Source organism: Shewanella nanhaiensis (genome assembly GCF_019457885.1).
Classification (GTDB): domain Bacteria; phylum Pseudomonadota; class Gammaproteobacteria; order Enterobacterales; family Shewanellaceae; genus Shewanella; species Shewanella nanhaiensis.
This window is the reverse complement of record NZ_JAHZST010000019.1, coordinates 67,468-93,805: the sequence shown is the minus strand read 5'-3', so window position 1 is coordinate 93,805 and position 26,338 is coordinate 67,468. Positions and strand designations below refer to the sequence as shown.

The following is a 26,338-nucleotide window of genomic DNA, read 5'->3' as shown; positions in this document are numbered from 1 at the left end:
AGTGTTGCTAAAAGCGTCGGTATAATTTTCACTTATCAGTTCCCTATAAAATGTAATTAACTGAGTCGGTAGACGGCCTGTAAAACCGCTCCAGAAGAGACTCAAAAGGTTAAATTCGATACTAACCGACTTATCTTAATTGCCCATGAAGCTTTACACTTCATGGGCATTAAGCTTATCTATCGATAAAGCGTCTATGGGTGTGGATACTCATCAAAATACCAAATCCAGTCATCAACGTTAGCATGGATGTACCACCATAACTAATTAATGGTAATGGAACCCCGACGACAGGAAGCAAGCCCGATACCATGCCTATGTTGACAAAAATATAGACAAAGAAGGTTAAGGTAATACTGCCTGCCAATAAACGAGCAAAGCTGGTTTGGGCCTGAGAGGCGATAACTAAGCCACGGCCAATGACGTACAGGTAGATGGCAAGTAGCAGAAAGCTTCCTATAAGACCGAACTCTTCGCCTATTACGGCAAAGATAAAGTCGGTATGTCGCTCTGGTAGGAACTCCAGTTGAGACTGAGTGCCATCAAGCCAACCTTTGCCTAGCATACCGCCGGAGCCGATGGCTATTTTCGATTGAATAATATGATAACCAGCACCGAGTGGATCTTTCTCTGGATCGAGCAAGGTAAGAACACGGGTACGTTGGTAGTCGTGCATTAGGAAAAACCAGAGTACAGGTAGCATGGCCAAGATACTGCCGATAAAACCACCCACAATGCGCCAACTCATTCCCGAGAGAAAGAGCACGAAAATCCCAGATGCTGCAACCAAAATCGATGTGCCTAAGTCTGGCTGTTTTGCTATCAAGAGTGTTGGGATCAGTAAGATAACACCAGCGCCCGCGAGGTAGCGTTTCTTTGGCGGTAGCGGAAACTTACTGATGTACCAAGCCATGGTAATAGGGAAGGCTAACTTTATCAGCTCAGATGGTTGAAACTCCATAAAGCCTAAGTTTAACCAGCGTTGCGCGCCCTTGTTGATCTCACCAAAGAAGTGCACTCCAAGCAGCAGTATGACCCCGGCGATGTAGATGGGGAATGCCCAGCGCCTTAGGACCTCTGGATTTATCTGTGCCACCACAAACATGATAAATAGAGATAATCCCATGCGAAACAGTTGGCGCTCCATTAAGGCTAGATCTTCACCGCCAGCAGAGTAGATAACAAAGAGCCCAAAGCTCATAAGCGCTAAAATCCCTAGCAGCAGAGGGAGGTCGATATGCATTCTCTGCCAGATATTAGGCCGGTGGTTTTGCGGACTCATTGATTAAACTCCAGACTGTCCCGTAACATATATTCATCAAGTAGTGCTCTGGCAACGGGGCCTGCATTTGCTCCGCCCCAACCCGCATTTTCAAGTACAACGGCTAACACAATTGTTGGGTTTTCATAGGGAGCATAAGCGATAATCAGTGCGTTATCTTTCAAAAATTCATCAACGGTCTCAGCATCATATTTTTCATCTTCTGCGACACTGAATACTTGGGCGGTACCCGTTTTCATCGCAGCAGTGTAACCCGCATCTTTAAAGCGTGATTTATGGGCCGTATTCATCATAGATTCATTGATAATGTCCCAATTTTTCTGGTCGTTAAGCACAATAGGTGCTTTTTCATCGACCGGAGAGTCAATTTTTGAGGTGTTGTCCTTGATGGACTTAAGCATGTGTGGGACGAATCGTTTGCCCTTGTTTGCCATAATTGCGGCTGCATTTGCTAGCTGGAGTGGGGTGGTTGTCCAGTAGCCTTGGCCGATCCCAACTGAGATAGTATCACCGATGTACCAAGGCTGGTTGTAACGCATCCGTTTCCAATCTTTAGAGGGCATGATACCAGCGGACTCTTCGAAAATATCGACACCTGTGCGCTCTCCAAAACCAAATGGTTGCATAAAGCTGGCTATCTTATCGACTCCGGTTTTATAGGCCAGATCGTAAAAGTAGGTATCACATGAGCCGATTAAAGCTGTGTTGACGTCGACCCAACCGTGCCCCCAGCGTTTCCAGTCTCTGTATTTTCTCTCAACACCAGGGATCTGCCAGAAGCCAGGATCCCAGATCCGTGTTTTAGCCGTTATGGTGTTCTCATCTAACCCCAATAGGGCAAGGTGTGGCTTAATGGTTGATGCTGGCGCGTATTGTCCTTGGGTTGCACGGTTAATGAGAGGCCGCGAACGTGAGTTGAGTAACTCTCCATAGGCTTTACTGCTTATGCCGTGTACAAATTGGTTCGGGTCGTAGGTTGGACTCGAAAGCATGGCTAAGATCCCACCGTCACGGGGATCGATAGCGACAACTGAGCCACGACGTCCATCGAGTAGTTCAAAAGCTTTTTTTTGTAACTCAAGATCTAATGTGAGGTAGATATCTTGACCCGGATCGGGTGGTACCGATTTCAGGGTGCGAATAGTCCTGCCACGGTTATTGACCTCCTCTTCGAGGTGACCTGGCTTGCCATGAAGTAAGGTTTCATAGAATTTCTCTATGCCCTGTTTACCAATATATTTAGTGCCAGCGTAATCTTTCCATTCACCAGCTTGCTGAAGTCTTAGTTTATCTCTGTCATTAATCCGACCGACATACCCAAGTGCATGTGTTAATAAGCCTTGGTGAGGATAGTGGCGTTTTAAGCCTGCAACGACAGAGATCCCTGGGAACTCATGTTGATTGACACTAAACTGAGCGACCTGTTCCTCGGTTAACGGGGTCTTTAGGGTTAATGGTTTAAAGCGCCTATGGTATTTGAGCGACTCAGTAAACTTCTCCTGCTCTTCGGCGCTTAGGGGGATAATTTGACTCAGTCTTGTCAATGTTTCCGGAATATGTTTCACTTTTTCCGGGATCAGCTCTAACGCAAAGAAAGGCTGATTCTCAGCAAGTAGTTTACCGTGTCTGTCATAAATTAAGCCGCGACTAGGTGGGACTGGGACGACCCTAATGCGGTTGTCATTAGAGCGAGTTTCATAATCGGTATATGAGAGGATCTGTAGGTGGTATAAGTTACTCAGCAATATCCCTAATAGAATGACGACGCATACAAAAGTAAATAGAGCTCTTCGTTTGAAAAGTGAGGCTTCTGCTGCATGGTCATGCATCGTTATCCGCTTTTTTGGCGCCACTTACACTTTCTCCAGCCTAGATTTTATGTCATTGGTATATGTATCGAGACACTGCCAGAGTCTATAGAGAGACTGGCCTTAACTTAATCCCCTTACTACTCTCTGTGGTAAGGGTGATTAGTATTTACGCTCCATGCTCGATAGAGACTTTCTGCAACAACGACCCTTACTAATGGATGAGGTAAGGTCAAAGCGGATAAACACCAGCTCTGGCTTGCTGCTTGCTTACAGGAGGGAGCTAGACCTTCAGGACCACCAATGAGTAAACTGACGTCTCGTCCATCCAACTGCCAACGACTCAGTTGAGTCGCTAGTTGTGGGGTTGTCCATGTTTTACCTGGAAGATCTAAGCTGACAATGTGATTTCCTTTCGGGATTGCTGCTAACATCTGCTCACCTTCTTTATGTAGAATTCGAGCTATATCAGCATTTTTTCCTCTTTTGCCAGCTGGGACCTCAACCAGTTCGAGTGCCATGTCTCTGGGAAATCGACGTTGATATTCCTTAAAACCTGTGGTGACCCAATCTGGCATACGTGTGCCCACTGCGACTAGCTGTATCTTCATTAAGCTGGTTTTTCAGTCCATAGCTTTTCAAGCTCGTAGAAGTCACGAGTCTTATCTTGCATAACGTGAAGGATCACATCACCAAGATCAACGAGTACCCACTCGCTGCTTTCACGGCCTTCAACACCATTAATGTGAAGGTTAGCACGCTTAGCTTCTACCACTAGGTTTTCAGCGATCGCTTTTACGTGAGTTTTTGAAGTACCTGAACAAACAACCATAAAATCAGCTAGGTTAGAACGTTCTGAAATATCTAAAACTACGATATCTTTTGCTTTTAAATCTTCGACTTTGTCGGTTACAAACAGCTTTAACTCGGCGCTTTCCACGCGTTATTCCTTAATAATTTTTTGACAGCGCAGTAGTATAACAGGTTATGGCAATTCTCATAAGTGATTGCTGGTATAGAAATGTAATTTGATGATTAAAGCGGCGAGGTGATCGATTAACCCTATGTTCGGTACAGGTTTTTATCTTTAATATAATGGATGATCTTGTCTGGAAGGGCATCTGTAGGCGTGATGCCTTGGGAGAGTTGCTCGCGAATATGGGTCGATGAGATGGCCTGGGGCGTGACAGGAATAGGGATGATAAGTCCTGATTGCTTTCCTGTTATTTTGTTTGGCGAACATGCTCTGCTCTGGTACTGGCTAAAAATACTGCTATCAGGAGACAAGCTCCAGCCTGGACGTTGGCAAACAACGATATGACACAAGCTAAATAGAGATTGCCACTCAAACCAAGTGTCCAGAGATAGCAGTGAGTCCATTCCCATAATGAAAAAGAATTCATCATTGGGCTGGCTCTTGGTTATCTGCTTGAGGGTTGTCACTAAATAGGAGGGGGCTTCTCTTTTAGCTTCAATGGCGCAGAGTTCAAACTCTGAGTATTCGTCACAGACTAACTGTGTCATCTCCAGTCGCTGCTCTGTGCTAACTGAGGTTGAGGTTTTATGGGGAGGAATGTGGTTGGGCATCAACCAGACTTTGTCTAAATTCAGTGCCAGTTTCACTTCCTGTGCAGGCCGAATATGACCAAAGTGTATCGGATCGAATGTGCCACCTAGGATGCCGATACGCATAAGTTATTATCTCTCTTCGTTTAACTGGATATGAGCAAGTTGTGCGTGTGCTTTGGGATCGAAAAGCAGACTAAGGTGGCTCATACCAGTCCAATCTTCGATGCCTTGTTGCTTTAGTTTAAGTTCAATTGCCGATGCACCTGCTAGTAAGGTCTCAATATGGGTTAAGCTGAGTCTGTTAAGGGCTGCTTGATACAGAGACTTACGTTTATCCCAAATCCTTAATTTACCCCACAAGGATTGCAGTGATTCATTGTTATCCAGCGCCGTTCTGAGCTGCAGAAGAGTAGCAAGCTCCTTAAATACCCCCCAAAGAATGATCGGCATCGCAACTCCCTCGGCTTTAAGTTGGGAGAGAATATGCAGAGCTTTATCTTGCTGGTTATTAAGCATGGCATCGGTGAGCTGAAAGACACTAAAGCGAGATTGATCCTCAAAATAGGCGCTGAGCTGATTGCTATCGACCCGTTCATTAGGACTTAAAAGCTGAAGTAATTGCAGTGACTGATCAGCAGCCAGCAGGTTGCCTTCATACAGACCAAAAAGCATCTCTTTAGCATCACGGGTGAGTGTGAGTTTGAAATGATTTATCCGCTCATCGAGCCAGCGTTGAAACTGGTTTCCTTCAGGCGTTGCACAGGGGACATATACGCCTTGCGCATCCAATGTTTTAAACCACTTGCTCTTGGTTTGCTCCGCAGCTAATTTAGGACCCGAGATGATTAATAGCACATCTGGATTTGGCATCTGCATCAGGCTTTGGAAGATAGCGCCACCTTCACTGCCTGGTTTTGCCTGTGGCAAGATGAGCTCGATGATCCGGCGACTTGCAAACAGGCTCATTGCCTGCCATTGATCGACGAGATCATTCCAGCTAAATCCCGCTTCTTGAGTCAGCTGTATCTTCTCTTCGAATCCCTCTCTCTTTGCTTGGGCAAAGATCAGCTCTCGACTGGTTTCACATAGCCATGGATCGTCGCCAAAGACAAGGTAGCATTGTTGTAGTGGCTTGAGCTGACGTGAAAGTTGATCTGGGTAAACCCGCATCAAATTACCTTTAAAAAGTGATGGCTAGCGCGGCCAATTAAGAGGTGTGATGCCTGAACATTACTTAACCTCAATGGAAGCAAGTGTTTGAATCATTTGATCTGCGGCTTGAATACGCATCTCTTTGAGTAACATCTCCATCTCACGGCTTTTTGCTAAAGCAGTACGGGGATCATCAAGATAATCACGATGAATATCGACATCGAATCGTTGAGACTCTTTATCGGGGAATGCAACAGCAAAGGTGACATGATAGGTCAGTTCATACTCGGCCACATTGCCCGTTGGGTATAGTGAGAGGGTCGACCTATCGAGTGAGTCGTGCAATATCTGTAGCGTAGGAACGTTATCACTATCCTCGGCCAGTGTAATGCTGTGCAGGCGTAAGCGCTCACGCACCAAACGAGTCAGCTCACTGTACTGATCTTGACTGCTCAAGTGCAGAGTTCTTAACTGTTCTGGGATGGAGTAGCTTCCCTGAAGTTTAAAGCCGCAACCAGCACTGAACAAAATAGCCAGTGTCATGATGGCGAAACATATGCGTTTAATAAGCATAAGCGAGACAGGTATCCCTTTGGCTGATATCACATTGATTAATGCCAAGCCTAGCAGTTTATTGCATCGGCTTGGCATCTACTTTCAAAGTTTTACTAGTTGGCTACGATATTAAGTAGCTTACCAGGTACATAGATCACTTTACGTACTGTTTTACCTTCGGTGTGCTTAATCACACCTTCCTCGGCAAAACCTTGCTCTTCGACAGCTTCTTTCGTTGCATCAGCAGGCACTGTGATCTTAGCGCGAAGCTTACCGTTTACCTGAACGATGATCAGCTTGCTATCTTCAACTAAGGCTGACTCATCGGCTTCAGGCCAACGTACATCTTCGATGTTCTCTTCGTTCCCAAGCTCTTTCCACAGGCTAAAGCTAGTGTGAGGAATGATAGGGTAGAGCAGGCGAACAACCGCTGACAGTGCTTCTTGCATCAGAGCTCTATCTTGCTCTATTTCAGTAGGCGCTTTTTGCAGACGGTTCATCAGCTCCATGACAGAAGCGATGGCAGTGTTGAACATCTGACGACGTTCAATATCATCACCGACTTTAGCGATAGTCTTATGCAGCTCACGACGAAGCTCTTTCTGCTTAGCATCGAGAGATTTAACGTCTAATGATACGGTTGCCCCTTTCGCTACATGATCGTGGGCGACTTTCCACAAACGTTTAATGAAGCGGTGTGCTCCCTCTACGCTCGATTCTTGCCACTCAAGTGTTAGCTCTGGCGGTGCAGCAAACATCATAAACAGGCGAACAGTATCAGCGCCGTACTTGTCGACCATCTCTTGAGGATCGATGCCGTTGTTCTTAGACTTAGACATCTTGCTCATACCGGTATAGACAAGCTCATTACCGTGATTGTCAACCGCTTTAACTGTACGACCTTTGTCGTCAGTTTCCTGTACAGTGACATCAGCTGGCGAGACCCATACACGTGCACCTTTCTCATTGGTGTAGTAATAAGCATCTGCCAATACCATACCTTGAGTCAGTAGACGTTTAGCTGGCTCATCTGAGTTAACTAAGCCGATATCACGCAATAACTTATGGAAGAAGCGGAAGTAAAGTAGGTGCATACACGCATGCTCGATACCACCTATGTATTGATCAACGGGTAACCAGTAATTGGCTTTAGCAGGATCTAGCATCTCATCAGCATGGGGGCTACAGTAGCGTGCGTAGTACCATGATGATTCCATAAAGGTATCGAAGGTATCAGTTTCCCTTAGCGCATCTTCACCATTGATCTGAGTTTTTGCCCACTCTTTGTCGGCCTTGATTGGGCTTTGGATCCCATCCATCACCACATCTTCAGGCAAGATAACTGGCAATTGATCTTCAGGTGTAGGCACTACAGTGCCATCGGCAAGTGTTACCATAGGGATTGGCGCACCCCAGTAACGTTGACGAGAGACACCCCAGTCACGAAGACGGAAGTTGACCTGACGTTTACCTTTACCTTCAGCGGTAAGCTTAGCATCGATAGCGTCGAAGGCTGCTTGGAAGTCCAGTCCATCAAACTCAGCTGAGTTAAATAGCACGCCTTTTTCTGTGTACGCTTCTTCACTGATATCTAGCTCAGCATCTTCAGGCTTAATGACGCCTTCGATGGCTAAACCATATTTAGTTGCAAACTCATAATCACGTTGATCATGAGCTGGTACTGACATCACAGCGCCTGTGCCATAGTTCATCAACACGAAGTTTGCAGCCCAGATAGGTACCTGCTTACCTGTTAGTGGATGAATGGCATAAAGACCCGTTGCGACACCTTTTTTCTCCATTGCTGCCATTGCAGCTTCGGTGGTATCGGCGTTTTTGCACTCTTCGATAAATGCAGCTAGCTCAGGGCTGTTTGCAGCAGCTTTTTCTGCCAAAGGATGACCCGCTGCTATCGCAACGTAGGTTACACCCATCACAGTATCAGGACGGGTAGTGTAGATATCGAAAGACTCATCGCTATCGGCAACTTGGAAAGTCATCTCAATGCCTTCACTGCGGCCAATCCAGTTGCGTTGCATGGTCTTAACTTGCTCTGGCCACTCATCGAGCTGGTCGATATCAGAGAGGAGCTCATCGGCGTAGTCGGTGATCTTAATGAACCACTGAGGGATCTCTTTTTGGACCACTTCAGTATCGCAGCGCCAGCAACAGCCATCTTGTACCTGCTCGTTGGCAAGTACTGTTTCGTCGTTCGGGCACCAGTTTACAGAGGCGGTTTTCTTATAAACTAAACCTTTCTCATAAAGCTTAGTGAAGAACCACTGTTCCCAACGGTAGTACTCTGGCGTACAAGTTGCGATTTCACGGCTCCAGTCATAACCAAAGCCCAGCATTTTTAGCTGGTTTTTCATGTAATCGATATTTTCATAGGTCCAGGGGGCTGGTGCGCTGCTGTTTTTAATTGCAGCATTCTCAGCTGGCAGGCCGAAAGAGTCCCAACCAATAGGTTGTAGGACATTTTTTCCCTGCAAACGCTGGTAACGGGCAACAACGTCACCTATGGTGTAGTTACGAACATGACCCATGTGTAGACGGCCCGACGGGTATGGGAACATAGAGAGGCAGTAAAACTTCTCCTTATTCTCATCTTCGGTGACTTCAAATGTTTTCGTGTCTTGCCAGTGCTGCTGCACCTTAGCTTCAATTTCTGAAGGTTGATATTGCTCTTGCATCAATATTTCCCGGCCATGCCGCCCATTATTTGATCTTGCGCACTTTCCGCGCGAGTTAGATCTGCATAGAATAAACTAGAAGTGAGTCATTAAAAAGGTTCGGATGAAGGAGTATTGAATATGAGTGCAAGAAGTGCGGAGTTACTATCGCTTTATGAAGCTCTCTTGGCGAAAGTCAAAGCTGATTACCTTAATGATAACTCGATGACTGTAAAGGAGTTATTTGCAGTTGTTACTAACGGTAAAGAGTTTCTCTCCCTTAAAGAGCAAGCTAAAGAAGATGAGTTAGCTTTAGTTGAACAATTTTTAAAACGTGATATCGCCAGCTACCTTCAGGAGAAAAATGATACAGATTTAAGTCATAGTCCTACCATGATCACTGTGGAGAACACTGTTTGGCATTGGTTGAGTGGTATTACCGACCGAAGCCAGATTGAGTGGCATGAGGTGTTACAGGACTTTAAGCATCAAGGTCACTACCAAAGTGGTGAAATTGTCGGGCAGGGAAACATGGTGTGTATTCACTGTGGCCATGAGATGAAGATTGAGTTTCCCGGTGTGATCCCAGATTGTCCCGAATGTGATGAGAGTGAGTTTACCAGAGAAGCGCTCGCACCTTAATTTAAGACCATTCTCTCTGTTCTAATTTGGTACCTCTTTGGGGTACCAAAGCTTGTCTGTTTGCCTCTCTTCTAATGCATTGGGGGTGAGTCAGTACCCCTCTACTTTGCGAGTAAATCCCCCAACCTTCTCACTATTCTTAAATGTTTTAGTGTGCCCCATCAATATATGAATAAGTTTACTATATTTAAAATTATTCTAGATAATTGCTTTGTTGTAAGTTTTATCCATGGTTATTTTGTAGTATCAAGGTTAAATGTCTGGCAACTGCTGTTTTATTAGTGACTGATTAAATTGTATTTATGGGGGCTTAAATGCGATTTTTGCATAAGATTGTTATTGCTGTGAGTTTGATTCTATCGCTTTCTTTAGGGTCTTTATCGACTTATCAGTACTTTAAGATTAAGCGTCAGCTAGAGGAGCAAGTGACGAGCAGTGTGACTGAACTTGCTAGTTCAATGGGGAGCAATATTGAGGCCGTAATGGCTGAGAAAGCCGATTTAACCGCTTATGCAGTATCTCTATTGCAAACCGAGCTGTCGGATAGGCATTTTCTAGAGGTGTTAAGTCAGCCTGTGATAAAAAAACACTTCTTGTTAGCCGGAATGGGTCTCGAGACGGGGCACTTTGTTGGTAACGATTCTAATTGGGATCCAGGTTCTGATTATGATCCTCGTAAGCGAATGTGGTATCAGGAGGCTAAGCGTCAAGGTAAAGCTCTATTTACTGAACCCTACGCCGATGCATCTAGCGGAAATATATTAGTCTCAGTGTCGGTTCCACTGTTTGAAAATGGCCAGTTTAAAGGGGCTCTCTTTACCGATGTGAGTCTTGAAAGTTTGGCCGAAATCAGCAATCAAGCTGATCTATTTGGGGCTGGTTACGCATTTATTGTGGGTAAACAAGGCAACTTTATTGCTCATCCTGATGCGGCTCAAAATGGTAAATCTATGGCTGATTTTTTTGGGATGAAATTTGATACTAGCGTGAATGAAAATCAGATTGAGGTTGATGGGCAGCCCCATTCGGTCAGCTTTAGCCCGTTATCTGGACTCGACTGGACCTTAGGAGTGATGCTTGATGAGGGGGTTATTTTTGCTGCAGCCCATGAGCTTAGAAATGATGCGATTCTCTACTCTTTACTCTCATTGATTATTGCTATTTTGATCATGAGTGGAACTCTTAGTCGTCTTATGAAGCCTTTGGAGGCCTTAAATGATGCAATGGCTGATGTGGCCACAGGAGATGGTGATCTGACTCGAAGATTATGCACTGATTCCGATGTTGAGTTTGCAACTTTAGCGGATAACTTTAACCGTTTTGTGGTGAAGCTTCAGCTACTTATTCAGCAAGTTAAATCAATTGGTGGTGAAGTTAGTTCAGGCTCCGAGACAATTGCAATTGGCGCAAGCTCCGCAACCAAAGCTATGACGCTTCAGGCTCAAGAGGTGGAACAGCTAGCAACAGCAATGCATGAGATGGCGATGACAGCAGCAGAAGTTGCTCAAAATGCTCAAGGGGCCGCCTCTGCAGTGCAACACGCAGATAATGCGGTTACTGACGGTGCTCAAGCTGTACAGGAAACTACCGACTCCATTGCGGTGCTCGCTAAGCAGATAGAGCAAGCAGCGGTTGCGGTTAAAGAGTTAGAATCTGATACCGTCAGCATAGAGTCTATTTTAGGCGTGATTAATGAGATCGCTGGACAAACTAACCTGTTAGCCCTTAATGCTGCTATTGAAGCGGCAAGGGCGGGAGAGTCGGGACGAGGCTTTGCGGTTGTCGCCGATGAGGTACGTACTTTAGCGGCGCGGACACAGGAGTCGACCTCAGAGATTAAGGGGAAGATAGAGAAGTTACAGTCTGGGGTTGCTGACGTTGTTAAAGTGATGGCAGAAAGTCGAGGTACCACCTCAACTACGGTTGAAAAAGCGAAAACCGCAAATGAGACATTAAACGATATTCGCAACAGTATCGAAGAGATCACGGATATGAACCTGCAGATAGCCAGTGCAGCGGAAGAGCAGAGTCATGTGGCTGAAGAGATGAACAAGAATACGACCAATATCAGAGATCTATCTTTGCAGGTTGCTGATAATGCCGAGCAATCCAATATCTCCTCTAAAACACAGCTTGAGCATGTGAAGGAGCAGGAAGCCTTGCTCAATCAGTTTATTGTGTAGATGCCCGCAATTACGGGCATCTTTATATAAGCGCAAGCAGCTGAGACGTTAAGTTTTGCTGCTTATTTTTCTGAAAACAACGAGAGCAAGGAGCAATGATGACCAGAGAAGTATTGGCCACTCTCCCCATTTAGAAAATGCTGTGCTCCCTTTCACCAAAGGGATATCAGCCACTAGTACACCTGCCTCAAATTGTGGCAACCTATGGGTAATATTGCCGTGCTCATCCACGACGGCCGTGACGCCAGTGTTGGTGGCTCTGACCAGTGGACGACCAAGCTCAATGGAGCGCATCTGGGCTATCTCCATATGCTGTAGTGGACCGTTAGAGCTGCCAAACCAGGCATCATTGGAGACTGTGAGCAGTAACTCAGTATCTTCATTAACGTTGGCTCTTAACTGTTCAGGAAAAGCTATCTCATAACAGATGGCTGGGGCTATCTGATGGCCGACAGCATCTAAGTTTGCTTGCTGATATTCGCCTCTGGCAAATGAAGACATAGGCAGGTTAAAGAATGGGGCGATTGGCCTGAGCAGCGACTCAAAAGGAACAAATTCACCAATAGGTAGCAGGTGATGCTTCTTAAACTCGTTGCCTCCGCCTATGGTGTAGTCGGCTTGTTCTTGCTCTGGCTTATCATGGTTTCCAAGCACGATAAGTGAATTATAAAAACTGTCTTGCTGCTGGCTGATGATGCCTGTGATGATGGCGCTGTTATTCAGATTTGCGACCTTATTGGCGTTATCTAGAAAATCGGCCACCATGGACTCAGGCGCTGGAATTGCAGCTTCTGGCCAGATAAAGATGTCTGTGTCTGCAAGCTCAGGTCGTGAGAGATCCATGTATTTTAGCATGGTAGGCCACAGCGCCTCGGGTTCCCACTTCATGCTTTGGGCAATATTGCCTTGTACCAGTGTTACCTTAACTGACTCCCCTTTAGCTTCAACGCTTGAGAGCATTGGGCTTAAGTAAGTTGCAGCGATAAGTAGCGGTAAGATGATTGCGGCGCTGTGCCAGCGTTTCTGCAGACATAGGGCTAAAGAACCTGCAAACATGGCGATAAGGTAGCTCAGTCCCAGTGCGCCAATGACACTGGCGAGCTCCTTTATTGGTCCTTCGGTTTGGGAGTATCCGGCCCATAACCAAGGAAATCCCGTTAACACCCAGCCTCTGGCCCACTCGGTCAGTGTCCATAGGACAGGGAAGAGCAGCAGGTTTCTTGTGAGCGGGTTTTTAGGGGACAGTTTTTGCAGCAGGTAGCCGCTTAGAGCGGGATAGAGTGCCAGATAAAGGGCTAATAGTGCCATGAGTCCGATAGAGGCAATCAATGGCAGGCCGCCAAATTTATCCATGCTAACATGGACCCAGCTTATTCCAACTGAAAAACAACCAAATCCAAAGCTGAGCCAAAAGTTAAAGCTTTGTTTGGGGGATAGCGTGCGACTTAAATGCAGTGCAAATGCCATGGCGACTAAGTAGATTGGCCATATGGAGTAGGGAGCAAAAGCGAGTGCGGTACTGGCACCGGCAAAGTATGCCAGCACCAGACGTATTTTTGAATGATGGGCGGATGCCCGAAGTTTATTCAGCATTCCAGCCTCATCATAGAAAAGTTTATCGAGTTCAAAAAGGCGTTATTCGCTTTTCTCTTCGATGCTAGGGTCGGGGAGTTTGACCCTAAGTTGCAGTAACCTGCGAGTATCTGCACTGATCACGGTAAATTCAATACCATCGATGGTGACCTTTTCATTACGCTCTGGCAGATGGCCAAAGGCGTGAGAGACTAAGCCTCCAACGGTGTCGAACTCTTCGTCACTGAACTGGGTATTAAAGCTTTCATTGAAGTCTTCGATTGGAGTCAGTGCTTTGATCATATAGACCAATTTACTGACTTTACGGATCTCAGTCTCTTCGGCTGAGTCGTGATCGAACTCATCTTCAATTTCACCAACGATCTCTTCGAGAATATCTTCGATAGTTACTAAGCCTGAAACTCCACCATATTCATCGACGACTATCGCCATATGGTATCGCTGGGAGCGGAACTCTTTGAGAAGAACATCAACACGTTTACTCTCGGGAACAACAACAGCTGGGCGGATAACTTGGCTTAAAGAGAAAGGCTCATCACTGTTCTTAAATCCATATTGGAGTAGGTCTTTTGCAAGCAAAATACCTTCAATATGATCTTTATCTTCGTTAACCACTGGAAAGCGTGAGTGTGCAGAACTTATGACGGTAGAGAGAAGTTCTGTTACCGAATCATCTATTTGAAGTGCGACTATCTGCGCTCTTGGGATCATGATATCCCTTACGCGTAGATCGGATACTTCTAAGACACCTTTAATCATCTCTCGCGTATCTTCTGATATAACTTCACGAAGCTCGGCATCGTGTATTACTTCAACAAGATCATCGCGACTTTGAGGCTCGCCCTGAAACAACTGACTTACTTTATCTAACCAGCTCTTCTTTTGGGCGCTGGTACTCGGTGGGATATCATCACTCATAGTGTTTACCTGATCTAAACTATTTAGCAACTATTGCCAAACACAGATCAATTATTGTTCCTTGTATGGATTGTTAAAACCTAAGCTTTCAATGAGTTGAGTCTCAATTGACTCCATCTCTTCAGCTTCGATATCGTTAATATGATCATACCCTAGCAGATGAAGACAACCATGTACAACCATGTGAGCCCAATGTGCTTGTAAGGGCTTGTTTTGCTGTATTGCTTCGTGTTCAACCACCGATGCACAGATGATTAAATCACCTAGCAAAGGGATCTCAATTTCAGCGGGTGCTTCAAAAGGGAATGATAGTACATTTGTGGGCTTATCTTTTCCTCTATAGGTCGAGTTAAGCGCCTGACTTTCTGCCGTATCGACAACTCGTATGGTCAATTCAGCCTCTGCCATGGTGCTTCTGAGTGCGGTGCGCACCCAAAGTTCAAAATCTTGTTGCGTCGGTAGCTGTTTATTATCTGTCGCAATCTGAAGATCGAGTGCCAATTCAAGCTTAGTGTGGCTAGTGCTCATTTTCTGTGGCTTCCTGAAGCTTGTAATGGTTTTCACGTTTAGCTTTGGCAATTTGAGCTTTTTGATCGTGCTCTTCGTAAGCTTCTACGATTCTGGCCACAACAGGGTGGCGAACCACATCTTTTGCTTGGAAAAAATTAAAGCTTATCTCTTCGACTTCACTGAGCACTTCAATGGCATGGCGTAAGCCAGACTTTTGATGTTTTGGCAGATCTATTTGAGTAATATCCCCTGTAATAACGGCACGAGAGTTAAAGCCAATACGGGTGAGAAACATCTTCATCTGCTCAACGGTAGTGTTTTGGCTCTCATCGAGGATGATAAAGGCATCATTAAGGGTGCGTCCACGCATATAAGCCAGTGGAGCGACCTCAATCACATTACGTTCAATCAAACGCTCTACTTTTTCAAAGCCCATCATCTCAAACAGTGCATCGTAAAGAGGTCGAAGGTATGGATCGACCTTCTGACTTAAGTCACCGGGCAGGAAGCCAAGTTTCTCTCCCGCCTCAACGGCTGGGCGAGTCAGTAATATGCGGCGAACCTCTTGACGCTCTAAGGCATCAACAGCTGCTGCGACGGCAAGGTAGGTTTTACCTGTGCCCGCAGGACCAATACCAAATGTGATGTCGTGGGTCGCGATATTGGCGACGTAATCGCTTTGATTAGGATTGCGAGGCTTAATCACGCCACGCTTGGTCTTTATATAGAGCTCTTTGTCATCTCTTGGCAGTTCAGCTTCCAGAGCCACGGCTTCTTGAATGGCAAGGTGCACTGTATCAGGCTCTAAATCAGGTGTACTGCCCTTAACAGATTGTGTCTCAACATAGAGGGACTTAAGCAGGTTATTGACACTTAAACAGTTCTTTGCTTGGCCTACAATTTGAAAATGGTTATCACGGTAGCTGATCTCGACACCAATTCGGCGCTCTAACTGCTTAATATTGTCATCAAATGGACCGCATAGAGACAATAAACGGCGAGTATCGGCTGGCTCAAGATATAGGTTAAGCGTGGTTAACTTGTTAGACAAAAATTACTCCAGATGAGCATAGACATATACTCACAGTTTACGAGCGAAACAGGACAATTGCTAATGGTATTTACCGGCACAATAGAGACGAAAAAGGCAGCATAAACTATGCCGCCCTTTCAGATAAGGTGTGAGTTTAAGGGATATACTGAGTCACACCTAGTTCGTCATCTTTCTTATGTTTAGCAAGAATATCTGATGGACGTAGTGAACGTCTAAGATCCATCTCATCTTCTCCGCGAATGAAGTTACCTCTTAGTGAGTTTGTATATACATCTACAATCTCTACATCGACGAAACTGCCAATATGCTTAGGATCGGCCTCGAAATTAACCACACGACTTGTCTCTGTACGGCCTCTTAACTCCATCGGGTTTTTAACCGAAGGGCCTTCGACTAGAATACGCTGAACCGTACCAAGCATCTGACGACTATAGCGCATCGCTTGTTGGGTTATTCTGTCTTGTAAGATAGCTAAACGCTCTTTCTTCTCATCAAGGGTTACATCATCGGGCAGATCCGAGGCTGGGGTGCCTGGACGTGCACTGTAGATAAAGCTAAAGCTATGATCAAATTGAACATCTTCAATCAACTTCATGGTGTCTTCAAAATCTTGCTTGGACTCACCCGGGAAGCCGATGATGAAATCTGAACTGACCTGAATATCTGGACGAGCCTTGCGTAGACGACGAATAATAGACTTGTACTCGATTGCCATATGACCACGTTTCATCTGGGTCAAAATTCTATCTGAGCCCGATTGAACAGGCAGATGAAGGAAGCTAACCAGTTCAGGGGTATCTTCGTAAACATCGATAATATCTTGAGTAAATTCAATTGGGTGGCTGGTGGTAAAACGCAGCCTATCTATGCCATCAATTGCCGCAACATAACGAAGTAATTCTGCAAAGGTACAGATCTCATCATCATGAGTTGCGCCGCGGTATGCGTTAACGTTTTGACCTAACAGGTTTACTTCACGCACACCCTGTTCAGCTAACTGGGCTATCTCTAGAATAACGTCATCAAGGGGGCGACTGACCTCTTCACCACGTGTATAAGGCACGACGCAGAAAGAGCAATACTTGCTGCAACCTTCCATAATTGATACGAAAGCACTTGGGCCATCGGCGCGCGGTTCTGGCAGACGGTCAAACTTTTCTATTTCAGGGAAGCTCACATCGATGACGGCTTTACCTCCTGCTTCGATCTGATCGATCATCTCTGGCAGGCGGTGAAGTGTTTGAGGGCCGAAGATCAGATCGACACACTGGGCGCGATCTTTAATCACTTTGCCCTCTTGTGATGCGACACAGCCACCAACACCAATAATAAGGTTGGGGTTCTTATCTTTTAGTTTTTTCCAGCGCCCAAGTTGATGGAACACCTTTTCCTGAGCTTTTTCACGGATAGAGCAGGTATTTAGCAGAAGTACATCAGCCTCTTCAGCCTCTTCTGTTAGGGTGTACCCTTTATACTCATCCATCAGATCAGCCATCTTAGATGAGTCATACTCATTCATCTGACAGCCCCAGGTTTTAATATGGAGTTTCTTGCTCATCAGTTTATGTCACTCTTGGTACCACGGGAAAAATAGCGCAACATTTTACCCCTTGAGCAGGGTACTGACCAGCTTTTGGACTGTTTAATTGAAAATTATCTACTCAGTGCTGCTTTGTTCCTGCTCAGGAGTTTGATTCATTGCTGACATATAAGGGGTTGTATTGGCCATTTTCATGATGCTTGTATGGGCTTGCTGATAGATATCGGCTTGGATCTGCAATCTAAAATTGACTAACATATCCGTCGTATATTGATATAGGGCATAATCTGATGGTTCTCTATAGGTTACAGTGATTGTTTCCATTGGCTCGGCTCTGTTTTGTTGTTTAGCTAAGTCAGCGCTTGCAGTCAGTGGAAGTAGGCTTGCTGCAAGTAGGGCAAATGGTGTCATGATTTTCATAATTGGCTCACTTATAATCAGTTCAGGTTTGTTCGATGGATTGAGTGTAAGACAAACTCCTATGTGCAAATGGGTCTGTTTGTAAGCGTGTGTGAGCTTTTGTGGAGTTAGCAACATTTACATACTTATTTAAATGTTCCAGTCATAGTTGAGCGTTTAAATCTGGATAAAAGAGATAATGGAATGGGAATTCAATAGTGAGTGAGTCACAAGTTAAGCCAATTAGCAAAGATGTTGTCATTCTTGGTGGTGGTATGGTGGGGGCTGCAACGGCTATTGGTTTAGCGCAGTTGGGGCTTAATATCGCAGTTATTGAGGCTTTTGAGCCAGAACCCTATAACGATAAGCAAGAGATAGATATTCGTGTTTCCGCAGTGAGCGTGGCATCTGAGAATTTGCTAGAGCGCTTAGGAGCCCTTGCTGGGTTAAGTCAAATGCGAAGGGCTGCTTATTTAGGGCTTGAGACCTGGGAGCTGGAGGGATTTATCACCCAGTTTCACGCAGATCAGGTTGGTGTGACACATCTTGGCCATATTGTAGAGAACCGACTTATTCAACTTTCCCTTTGGGAGCAGTTTAAGCAGTATGACAATATTGAGCTTTTGTCGCCGGTCAGAGTTGAGCGTTTTAGCCGTCATGATGCTGTGGTGGTGCACCTTAATAATGCGACTTGCATAGAGGCTAAGTTGCTTGTGGGCGCCGACGGAGCTAACTCGCAAGTGAGGCAGTGGGCTGGTATTGGATTGACTGGTTGGGATTATGCGCAATCGGCGATGTTGATTAACATTAAAACAGCGCAAGACCAGCAAGATGTTACTTGGCAGCAGTTTACCCCAAATGGTCCAAGGTCTTTACTGCCTCTGCCCGGTAATCATGCCTCTTTAGTTTGGTATGATGATGCAAATCGGATCGCGCAACTGTCCTTGATGAGTGAAAAGGCGTTAGGTGAACAGATTAAGCGGCATTTTCCTGCAAGGCTAGATAGAGATTTCGAGGTCCTGCAGAAGGGAAGTTTTAAACTCACCAGACGTCATGCACAAACTTACTATTCAGACAATGTGGTGATTTTGGGAGATGCGGCCCATACCATTAACCCGCTTGCTGGTCAGGGAGTTAATATTGGCTTTAAAGATGTAGAGGCGATTATCTCATCGGTATCCTCAAGTCTGAGTCAAGGTAAAGCTTGGTGGGAAGAGGGAACATTAAAGGCTTATGAGAAGTTACGTTATCAAGATAACCAGTTGATGATGACGGCAATGGATCTTTTCTATGCAGGCTTTAGTAATGAGCTGCTGCCATTAAAAGTGATGCGAAATACTGCATTGAAAATCGCTAACATCGACTCTCCGATAAAAAAGCATGTGCTTATGTATGCGATGGGACTTAAATAACGCTGCTTTAATAGGGCGACTTTTTATACTCATTAGTATTTGGCTTTTGTCTGCTGTGGCAAAAGCCAGCGCTAGTTTTACCTCTTTATAGCTTATATTCATCTCCCATTGTTACTTTTAATTCCTCTGCTGATACTGAGGTGACTGCTAATAGTTTGTTGACTGGGTCATTGAGTGTTAAAATGCCGCGTTTTTATCTGCATAGTGCTTTTTATTTGGCGGAACCGCTAATGAAAAAAGGCTGGCAGTGCTAAGTCACATCGAACCAAAGAATAGGCTGAATGAGTAATATAAAACTAATAGTTGGGCTCGCAAATCCGGGCGAAAAATACGCTCAGACTAGACATAATGCTGGCGCATGGTACGTACAAGAGTTAGCGAGAGTATGCGGCGCAACCTTAGTTGCAGATAGTAAATATTTTGGTCTGACGGCAAGAGTGACGCTACATGGAAAAGATGTGCGTCTGCTGATCCCAAGTACGTTTATGAATCTTAGTGGTAAGTCCGTAGGGGCGATGGCTAACTTCTTTCGTATTGAGGCTGATGAAATATTAGTGGCTCATGATGAGCTGGATATGGAGCCAGGTGTTGCCAAGTTTAAACTTGGTGGTGGTCATGGTGGCCATAATGGTTTGAAAGATATCATCGCAAGTCTCGCTAACAATAAAGGCTTTTATCGACTTCGTATCGGTATTGGTCACCCTGGTGATAAAAGTCAAGTGAGCAACTATGTCTTAGGTAAAGCACCGGGGACAGAGCAGACAGCGATTGAAGATGTGATTGATGAAGCAGTTAGGTCAACTGAGGTGCTCTTTAACCAAGATATGGCCAAGGCCATGAACCGGTTGCACGCTTATAAGGCTTAAAATAGTCTCGTCTTGATCATTAGATTAAGGCGGCAAGAATTTGATTAAGTCGCCGATGGCGGCTTTGTATATACCCAAATTGGCAGTGACCCTGTTAGTTTGTAATTGATATTAAAGGTAAACGATATGGGTTTTAAATGTGGCATTGTAGGCTTGCCAAACGTAGGTAAATCAACATTATTCAATGCGTTAACTAAAGCGGGCATCGAAGCGTCTAACTTCCCGTTTTGTACTATTGAACCAAATACTGGTGTTGTGCCTGTACCTGATGCTCGTTTGGATGCATTAGCTCAGATAGTTAACCCTGAACGTGTACTACCAACAACCATGGAATTTGTGGATATTGCAGGTCTAGTTGCTGGTGCTTCTAAAGGTGAAGGTCTAGGAAACAAGTTCCTCGCTAACATTCGTGAAACGGATGCCATTGGTCACGTTGTACGTTGTTTCGAAGATGACAATATCGTTCACGTTGCCAATAAAGTTTCACCAGCTTCAGATATTGAAGTGATTAACACTGAACTTGCATTAGCGGATCTTGACTCTTGTGAGCGTGCGATCACTCGTCAGGCCAAACGTGCTAAAGGTGGCGACGCCGATGCGAAGTTTGAAGTTTCTGTACTTGAAAAGATGCGCCCAGTGCTTGATGAAGGTGACATGCTGCGCTCTATGGAGCTAAGTAAAGAGGAGTTAGCTGCCGTTGCGTATCTGAACTTCCTGACGCTTAAGCCTACTATGTATATTGCTAACGTTGCCGAAGATGGGTTTGAAAACAATCCACATTTAGATACCGTTCGTGAAATTGCTGCTAAAGAGAATGCTGTTGTTGTTGCTGTTTGTGCTGCAATTGAGTCAGAGCTTGCAGAGATGGATGCAGAGGATCGCGAAGAGTTTATGGCTGATCTTGGTTTGGAAGAGCCAGGCTTAGATCGTGTTATTCGTGCCGGTTACGACCTATTGACGCTGCAAACTTACTTTACAGCAGGTGTTAAAGAGGTGCGTGCTTGGACTGTTCCTGTTGGCGCGAGTGCACCAAAAGCTGCTGGTGTTATCCATACCGATTTTGAGCGTGGCTTCATTCGTGCTCAAGTGATGGCTTACGATGACTTCATTACCTATAAAGGTGAAGCTGGCGCTAAGGAAGCGGGTAAGTTAAGAGTTGAAGGTAAAACTTACATCGTTAAAGATGGCGATGTTATGCATTTCCTATTTAACGTATAGGCATTTTAAGCCTCTTATTAGCTTTTAATATTGCTAAAGCAAATGGCTCAATTGAAGAATTGAGCCATTTTTGTTTTTTTGTTTTAACTTGATGTGAGTTTTTGGTGGCAAAAATTGATTGGAATAGGCTTAAATTGCGCATCTAGTCATCACTTTGACGAAGTTATAGCCGAACGATTGCAATAGTAAAAAATAGCGAAAAAAGCTGTTGACCTAGATGAGCTGAATAAGCATAATACGCCCCGTTCCTCAGCAAGAGGGACAAGAAACAAAACGATGGCAATATAGCTCAGCTGGTTAGAGCACAGCATTCATAATGCTGGGGTCGCAGGTTCAAGTCCCGCTATTGCTACCATCTTTCTCAAGATGTAAAATAGAGAGTTCACAGTGTAGAACTGTCATCTTAATCAAGATGTAAAACTAGATGTAGTGCGGGAGTGGTGGAATTGGTAGACACGCCAGATTTAGGTTCTGGTGCCGTAAGGTGTGAGAGTTCAAGTCTCTCTTCCCGTACCATTTATTAAAAGCTAACTTGCTTTGGCGGGTTGTTTGAAAAGTTAGATTGGGGTATCGCCAAGCGGTAAGGCACCGGGTTTTGATCTCGGCATTCCCAGGTTCAAATCCTGGTACCCCAGCCATTTTTAAAAGTGGTTTATGTGGCAATATAGCTCAGCTGGTTAGAGCACAGCATTCATAATGCTGGGGTCGCAGGTTCAAGTCCCGCTATTGCTACCATCTTTTCTTCAGATGAAAAACGAAGAGTTGCAGTGAATGCTGCCATCTTAATCAAGATGTAAAACTAGATGCAGTGCGGGAGTGGTGGAATTGGTAGACACGCCAGATTTAGGTTCTGGTGCCGTAAGGTGTGAGAGTTCAAGTCTCTCTTCCCGTACCATTTATTAAAAGATGACTTGCTTTGGCGGGTTGTTTGAAAAGATTGATTGGGGTATCGCCAAGCGGTAAGGCACCGGGTTTTGATCTCGGCATTCCCAGGTTCAAATCCTGGTACCCCAGCCATTTTAAAAGGTTAATTTATTGACCTTGTCATCGATAGTTAATGAGGTTTTCTCTTATACTATTGAAGATAAAGTAGGGAAACTTGCAGTAAAGTTCGATGCTGGAGTGGTGTTGATATTAGACACGCCAGATTCTATATGCTGCCATCTTAATCTAGATGTAAAACTAGATGCAGTGCGGGAGTGGTGGAATTGGTAGACACGCCAGATTTAGGTTCTGGTGCCGTAAGGTGTGAGAGTTCAAGTCTCTCTTCCCGTACCATTTATTAAAAGATAACTTGCTTTAGCAGGTTGTTTTAAAAGTTAGATTGGGGTATCGCCAAGCGGTAAGGCACCGGGTTTTGATCTCGGCATTCCCAGGTTCAAATCCTGGTACCCCAGCCAATTTAGACCTGTCTATGACAGGTTTTTTCATCTAATCAAGATGTAAAACTAGATGCAGTGTGGGAGTGGTGGTGTTGATGTTAGACACGCCAGATTCTTTATGCTGCCATCTTAATCAAGATGTAAAACTGATGTAGTGCGGGAGTGGTGGTGTTGATGTTAGACACGCCAGATTCTATAAGCTGCCATCTTAGTCAAGATGTAAAACTAGATGTAGTGCGGGAGTGGTGGAATTGGTAGACACGCCAGATTTAGGTTCTGGTGCCGTAAGGTGTGAGAGTTCAAGTCTCTCTTCCCGTACCATTTATAAAAGATAGCTTGCCTAATATTGGTGAGCTTAATCAAGATGAAAGGCTTGATGCAGTGCGGGAGTGGTACTTTTATCCAGAGATGGGTAGACACGCCAGATTTAGGTTCTGGTGCCGTAAGGTGTGAGAGTTCAAGTCTCTCTTCCCGTACCATTTATTAAAAGATAACTTGCTTTAGCAGGTTGTTTGTAAAAGCTAGATTGGGGTATCGCCAAGCGGTAAGGCACCGGGTTTTGATCTCGGCATTCCCAGGTTCAAATCCTGGTACCCCAGCCATATACAAAAAAGCCCGTCTTATGACGGGCTTTTTTGTGCCTAAAATTCAGTAAATTATCTCTTTCCCTATCCTCAAGTCAATCAGCCCTCCTCATGAGTATCGATATGGTTTACTCTAATACTTCACTTTACCAAGGGAGTTGTTCTTGTGAATCGCTTTAAAATAATCATATTCGCTATTCTTGTGTGGGGGTTAATCCCCTCATCACTTCAGGCTGAGCCTGTGCCGCTCGAGATTAAAAAAGTCAAACCTAAGTCCTCAGATCGCTATATAAACGCCGTTCATAAAGAGATAGTCACTAGGACTGATGATCTGAATAAAATCCGTTACGCGATACTTGAGGGGATGCTGACAACCAAAGGCATTGCCTGGCTCTATGACGGAGAGGGGGAAGGTTACATTTTGGCAAGATTTACCTATCGCGGCGACACAAATATCATGAGGATAGAGTACAACCAATCATTAGTGCAGCTTAAATACCAAGATGCACTTGGTGACTATGAGTGTAAAAATTTGATTGATGATATCTGCTATAAAAATGGTCGAGGTTACTATAACTATATAAAAAACCTTAGAAAGAGTATCGCCAGACAGTTAATGCGCCTGTAGTGAGGGATGAGATGAAAAAAATAATCGCAAGTTTAATAATAGGTTTAAGCTCAATGGCTGTGTTTGATGCTCAGGCGATACATAGCTATCAAGATCCTGTGCCATTTAAAGGGTATGTGAAAGATATTGGCCCGCTGCTTGAAAAGGTGATGAAGCGTAACCATTGGCAGCTATCTAAAGATGACTCAGGCAGCTACTTTGCCGATCTGGATTATAAAGATTATCAGGTTCAAGCAAAGTTTTTAGTGCAAGATGAAACCCTTGCCATTGAGCTTATCTCGGCGCAGCGACCTAATTGCACTAAGAGAAGCTGTAAAGTTGATGACGATACCGTGGATGATTGGTTAGTTAGGTTACGCAAGCAGATAGCCCTAGATGTGACTAAAGCTGTCAGAGATGACGCGCTAAGAAAAAGTTTTATGTGATATTGTCGAAATTAGTAGCCATAAAAAAACGCACTCATTGAGTGCGTTTTTTTGATGCAGCAATAAAATTAATTAGTGCTTAAACATCGCAGAGATAGACTCTTCGTTGCTTACTCGGCGGATAGCTTCAGCCATCAGCGTTGACATGGTCAATTGAGTAACCTTATCCAGTGCCTTGATCTCTTTGCTTAATGGAATAGTGTCAGTCACAATCACTTCATCAATAACAGATTCAGCGATGTTCTTCGCTGCATTGCCAGAGAATACTGGGTGAGTTGCGTAAGCGAATACACGGTTAGCACCATGCTCTTTCAATGCTTCAGCCGCTTTGCATAGGGTTCCACCAGTATCGATCATGTCATCAACGATAATACAATCACGGCCTTGAACATCACCTATGATATGCATAACCTGAGCAACGTTTGCTTGAGGACGACGCTTATCGATAATTGCTAAGTCTGAATCATCGAGTAGCTTAGCGACTGCACGAGCACGTACAACACCGCCAATATCTGGAGAGACAACGACAGGGTTTTCAAGTTTCTTATCTAACATATCTTCAAGCAGCACAGGGCTACCGAATACGTTATCAACAGGAACATCGAAGAATCCTTGGATCTGCTCGGCGTGAAGATCACAGGTCAATACTCGGTCAACACCTACACTAGATAGGAAGTCAGCAACAACCTTAGCGGTAATAGGTACACGAGCACTACGTACGCGTCTGTCTTGACGAGCGTAACCGAAGTAAGGGATCACAGCGGTAATACGACCAGCTGAAGCACGACGAAGTGCGTCAACCATAACGATAAGCTCCATTAAGTTATCGTTAGTCGGTGCACAAGTAGATTGAATGATGAAGACATCCGCACCACGTACATTTTCGTTTATCTGGACACTGATTTCGCCATCACTGAAAACGCCAACATCCGCGTCTCCAAGTTTACAAAATAGACGGTCGGCTATCTTCTTAGCGAGACTAGGTGTTGCGTTACCAGCAAAAAGTTTAATGTCAGGCACTGTATCAACCTCAGGCGTATGCTTCATTAAATGGCTGGGGCATAAAAAAGGTTGCCCCAGAAAGTGTTCTTTAAAGTTGCGCTAAACGTAACTCTAAAGGCGATATGTTTGTCCCTTTAGCAACAAAACCTGTCATGTTACTTGGCAACTGAGCCAAGGCATCCAGTGCTTGCTGCTGCTGTTCGAATTCTCCGAAAACACAAGCCCCGGTTCCCGTCATTCTGGACGGCGCATATTCTATCAGCCAGTCTAAGGTTTTGGCAACTTGAGGGTATCTTTTTACGACAAGTTCTTGGCAGTCATTTTTCCATGGGCTGCTCATTAATGAGTCTAGATCTAGCTTGGGGGTATTTCGTGGCAGATCTGGATCTTGGAATATTTCGGCTGTGGAAACATGCACATCTGGAACCAGAACAAGGTACCAAAACTCCTTGGGAGAAACTTGAATTAATTTTTCCCCCACACCTTCGGCAAAAGCCGATAAACCATTAATAAAAACAGGAACATCAGCACCGAGTGAGAGTCCTAGCTCCGCCAGTTCAGTTCGATTTAAATGGGTCTGCCATAGCGCGTTTAGTGCGATTAAACAGGTGGCTGCATCCGATGAACCTCCGCCTATTCCCCCACCCATAGGCAAGCGTTTATCGAGCCAAATTTCGGCGCCTTTTTCTGTTGCACTTCTCTCTTGGAGTAATTTTGCGGCACGCAGAATTAAGTTATCGCTATCTGCGACAACGTTACCGATATTTGAGTGCAACTTCAGTGAGCCGTCATCGGTTACCTTAAAATCTAGTAGATCACCATGACTGATAAATTGAAAAAGTGTCTGCAGTTCATGGTAACCATCCTCACGTCTGTGGTTAACGTGTAGGAAAAGATTTAATTTTGCAGGTGCGGGCCAGCCTAAGGATAGTTGATTGCTCATT

Annotated in this window: 23 protein-coding genes and 11 tRNA genes; 18 read left to right on the top strand and 16 right to left on the bottom strand. The window is 44.9% G+C overall.

Annotated elements, in window-relative coordinates; genetic code table 11:
- Positions 1-175 precede the first annotated feature (175 nt).
- The 8 genes from rodA to leuS form a co-directional block, all read right to left on the bottom strand.
- Positions 176-1,282, bottom strand: a complete 1,107-nt coding sequence (gene rodA, locus K0625_RS20690) for a rod shape-determining protein RodA (RefSeq protein WP_220111378.1) — start codon at positions 1,280-1,282, stop codon at positions 176-178.
- Positions 1,279-3,135, bottom strand: a complete 1,857-nt coding sequence (gene mrdA / locus K0625_RS20685; RefSeq protein ID WP_220111377.1) for a penicillin-binding protein 2 — start codon at positions 3,133-3,135, stop codon at positions 1,279-1,281. Before mrdA ends, rodA begins: the two co-directional genes overlap by 4 nt.
- A gap of 95 nt (positions 3,136-3,230) precedes the next feature.
- Positions 3,231-3,701 carry a 23S rRNA (pseudouridine(1915)-N(3))-methyltransferase RlmH gene (gene rlmH / locus K0625_RS20680; RefSeq protein ID WP_220111376.1) on the bottom strand — a complete coding sequence of 157 codons (471 nt, stop codon included), beginning with the start codon at positions 3,699-3,701 and terminating at the stop codon, positions 3,231-3,233.
- On the bottom strand, positions 3,701-4,030 hold the full coding sequence (gene rsfS, locus K0625_RS20675) for a ribosome silencing factor (protein ID WP_012326298.1): 330 nt from the start codon (positions 4,028-4,030) through the stop codon (positions 3,701-3,703). The genes rlmH and rsfS overlap by 1 nt, the downstream gene beginning before the upstream one ends.
- A gap of 122 nt (positions 4,031-4,152) precedes the next feature.
- Entirely contained in the window at positions 4,153-4,782 is a 630-nt protein-coding gene (nadD, locus tag K0625_RS20670) for a nicotinate-nucleotide adenylyltransferase (RefSeq protein ID WP_220111375.1), read from the bottom strand.
- 6 nt (positions 4,783-4,788) lie between these two features.
- Entirely contained in the window at positions 4,789-5,829 is a 1,041-nt protein-coding gene (gene holA / locus K0625_RS20665; RefSeq protein WP_220111374.1) for a DNA polymerase III subunit delta, read from the bottom strand.
- Positions 5,830-5,889: 60 nt separating this feature from the next.
- Positions 5,890-6,384, bottom strand: coding sequence for an LPS-assembly lipoprotein LptE (locus K0625_RS20660; protein WP_012326295.1), 495 nt, complete (start codon positions 6,382-6,384; stop codon positions 5,890-5,892).
- A 95-nt stretch (positions 6,385-6,479) separates the two neighbouring features.
- Positions 6,480-9,059 (bottom strand): leucine--tRNA ligase, encoded by a 2,580-nt coding sequence (gene leuS, locus K0625_RS20655; protein ID WP_220111373.1) that lies wholly within the window; start codon positions 9,057-9,059, stop codon positions 6,480-6,482.
- A gap of 120 nt (positions 9,060-9,179) precedes the next feature.
- Here leuS and K0625_RS20650 point away from each other — a divergent pair, with 120 nt between their 5' ends.
- Both K0625_RS20650 and K0625_RS20645 read left to right on the top strand, forming a co-directional pair.
- Positions 9,180-9,680 carry a zinc ribbon-containing protein gene (locus tag K0625_RS20650; protein WP_012326293.1) on the top strand — a complete coding sequence of 167 codons (501 nt, stop codon included), beginning with the start codon at positions 9,180-9,182 and terminating at the stop codon, positions 9,678-9,680.
- 314 nt (positions 9,681-9,994) lie between these two features.
- Entirely contained in the window at positions 9,995-11,863 is a 1,869-nt protein-coding gene (locus tag K0625_RS20645) for a methyl-accepting chemotaxis protein (RefSeq protein WP_220111372.1), read from the top strand.
- A gap of 48 nt (positions 11,864-11,911) precedes the next feature.
- Here the strand turns inward: K0625_RS20645 and lnt are convergent, their stop codons facing one another.
- From lnt to K0625_RS20615, 6 genes are all read right to left on the bottom strand, one after another.
- The gene (gene lnt / locus K0625_RS20640) at positions 11,912-13,456 is read right to left on the bottom strand and encodes an apolipoprotein N-acyltransferase (RefSeq protein WP_220111371.1); all 1,545 of its coding nucleotides are present in this window, start codon (positions 13,454-13,456) and stop codon (positions 11,912-11,914) included.
- Positions 13,457-13,498: 42 nt separating this feature from the next.
- Positions 13,499-14,374: a CNNM family magnesium/cobalt transport protein CorC gene (corC, locus tag K0625_RS20635; RefSeq protein ID WP_012326291.1), complete on the bottom strand. Its 876-nt coding sequence runs from the start codon at positions 14,372-14,374 to the stop codon at positions 13,499-13,501.
- Between the two features lie 51 nt (positions 14,375-14,425).
- A complete protein-coding gene (gene ybeY, locus K0625_RS20630) occupies positions 14,426-14,902 on the bottom strand; it encodes an rRNA maturation RNase YbeY (protein WP_220111370.1) in 477 nt (158 codons plus the stop codon).
- A complete protein-coding gene (locus tag K0625_RS20625) occupies positions 14,892-15,935 on the bottom strand; it encodes a PhoH family protein (protein ID WP_012326289.1) in 1,044 nt (347 codons plus the stop codon). The genes ybeY and K0625_RS20625 overlap by 11 nt, the downstream gene beginning before the upstream one ends.
- A 136-nt stretch (positions 15,936-16,071) precedes the next feature.
- Entirely contained in the window at positions 16,072-17,496 is a 1,425-nt protein-coding gene (gene miaB, locus K0625_RS20620; RefSeq protein WP_012326288.1) for a tRNA (N6-isopentenyl adenosine(37)-C2)-methylthiotransferase MiaB, read from the bottom strand.
- A gap of 99 nt (positions 17,497-17,595) precedes the next feature.
- Entirely contained in the window at positions 17,596-17,898 is a 303-nt protein-coding gene (locus tag K0625_RS20615; protein WP_220111369.1) for a hypothetical protein, read from the bottom strand.
- A 254-nt stretch (positions 17,899-18,152) separates the two neighbouring features.
- Between K0625_RS20615 and K0625_RS20610 the strand changes: the two genes are divergently transcribed.
- The 16 genes from K0625_RS20610 to K0625_RS20535 all read left to right on the top strand — a co-directional run bounded on the left by K0625_RS20610 (position 18,153) and on the right by K0625_RS20535 (position 24,392).
- Positions 18,153-19,289, top strand: a complete 1,137-nt coding sequence (locus K0625_RS20610; RefSeq protein ID WP_232847216.1) for an FAD-dependent monooxygenase — start codon at positions 18,153-18,155, stop codon at positions 19,287-19,289.
- A gap of 281 nt (positions 19,290-19,570) precedes the next feature.
- A complete protein-coding gene (pth, locus tag K0625_RS20605; protein WP_220111367.1) occupies positions 19,571-20,155 on the top strand; it encodes an aminoacyl-tRNA hydrolase in 585 nt (194 codons plus the stop codon).
- A gap of 126 nt (positions 20,156-20,281) precedes the next feature.
- Positions 20,282-21,373 carry a redox-regulated ATPase YchF gene (gene ychF / locus K0625_RS20600; RefSeq protein WP_012326284.1) on the top strand — a complete coding sequence of 364 codons (1,092 nt, stop codon included), beginning with the start codon at positions 20,282-20,284 and terminating at the stop codon, positions 21,371-21,373.
- 278 nt (positions 21,374-21,651) lie between these two features.
- Positions 21,652-21,728, top strand: a tRNA-Met gene (locus tag K0625_RS20595).
- Between the two features lie 76 nt (positions 21,729-21,804).
- Positions 21,805-21,889 (top strand) — tRNA-Leu (locus K0625_RS20590).
- Positions 21,890-21,936: 47 nt separating this feature from the next.
- Positions 21,937-22,011, top strand: a tRNA-Gln gene (locus tag K0625_RS20585).
- Positions 22,012-22,031: 20 nt separating this feature from the next.
- Positions 22,032-22,108 (top strand) — tRNA-Met (locus tag K0625_RS20580).
- Between the two features lie 75 nt (positions 22,109-22,183).
- Positions 22,184-22,268, top strand: a tRNA-Leu gene (locus K0625_RS20575).
- Positions 22,269-22,315: 47 nt separating this feature from the next.
- Positions 22,316-22,390 (top strand) — tRNA-Gln (locus tag K0625_RS20570).
- Between the two features lie 176 nt (positions 22,391-22,566).
- Positions 22,567-22,651: transfer RNA gene (locus K0625_RS20565), tRNA-Leu, on the top strand.
- 47 nt (positions 22,652-22,698) lie between these two features.
- Positions 22,699-22,773, top strand: a tRNA-Gln gene (locus K0625_RS20560).
- Positions 22,774-22,991: 218 nt separating this feature from the next.
- A tRNA-Leu gene (locus tag K0625_RS20555) sits at positions 22,992-23,076 on the top strand.
- Positions 23,077-23,138: 62 nt separating this feature from the next.
- A tRNA-Leu gene (locus K0625_RS20550) sits at positions 23,139-23,234 on the top strand.
- A 48-nt stretch (positions 23,235-23,282) separates the two neighbouring features.
- Positions 23,283-23,357: transfer RNA gene (locus K0625_RS20545), tRNA-Gln, on the top strand.
- A 148-nt stretch (positions 23,358-23,505) separates the two neighbouring features.
- Complete coding sequence (locus tag K0625_RS20540; RefSeq protein ID WP_232847211.1) at positions 23,506-23,967, top strand: hypothetical protein; 462 nt, start codon at positions 23,506-23,508, stop codon at positions 23,965-23,967.
- Positions 23,968-23,978: 11 nt separating this feature from the next.
- The gene (locus K0625_RS20535) at positions 23,979-24,392 is read left to right on the top strand and encodes a hypothetical protein (protein ID WP_220111366.1); all 414 of its coding nucleotides are present in this window, start codon (positions 23,979-23,981) and stop codon (positions 24,390-24,392) included.
- Positions 24,393-24,464: 72 nt separating this feature from the next.
- Here the strand turns inward: K0625_RS20535 and K0625_RS20530 are convergent, their stop codons facing one another.
- Entirely contained in the window at positions 24,465-25,412 is a 948-nt protein-coding gene (locus tag K0625_RS20530) for a ribose-phosphate pyrophosphokinase (protein ID WP_220111365.1), read from the bottom strand.
- A 70-nt stretch (positions 25,413-25,482) separates the two neighbouring features.
- Positions 25,483-26,337, bottom strand: a complete 855-nt coding sequence (ispE, locus tag K0625_RS20525) for a 4-(cytidine 5'-diphospho)-2-C-methyl-D-erythritol kinase (RefSeq protein ID WP_220111364.1) — start codon at positions 26,335-26,337, stop codon at positions 25,483-25,485.
- Position 26,338 lies beyond the last annotated feature (1 nt).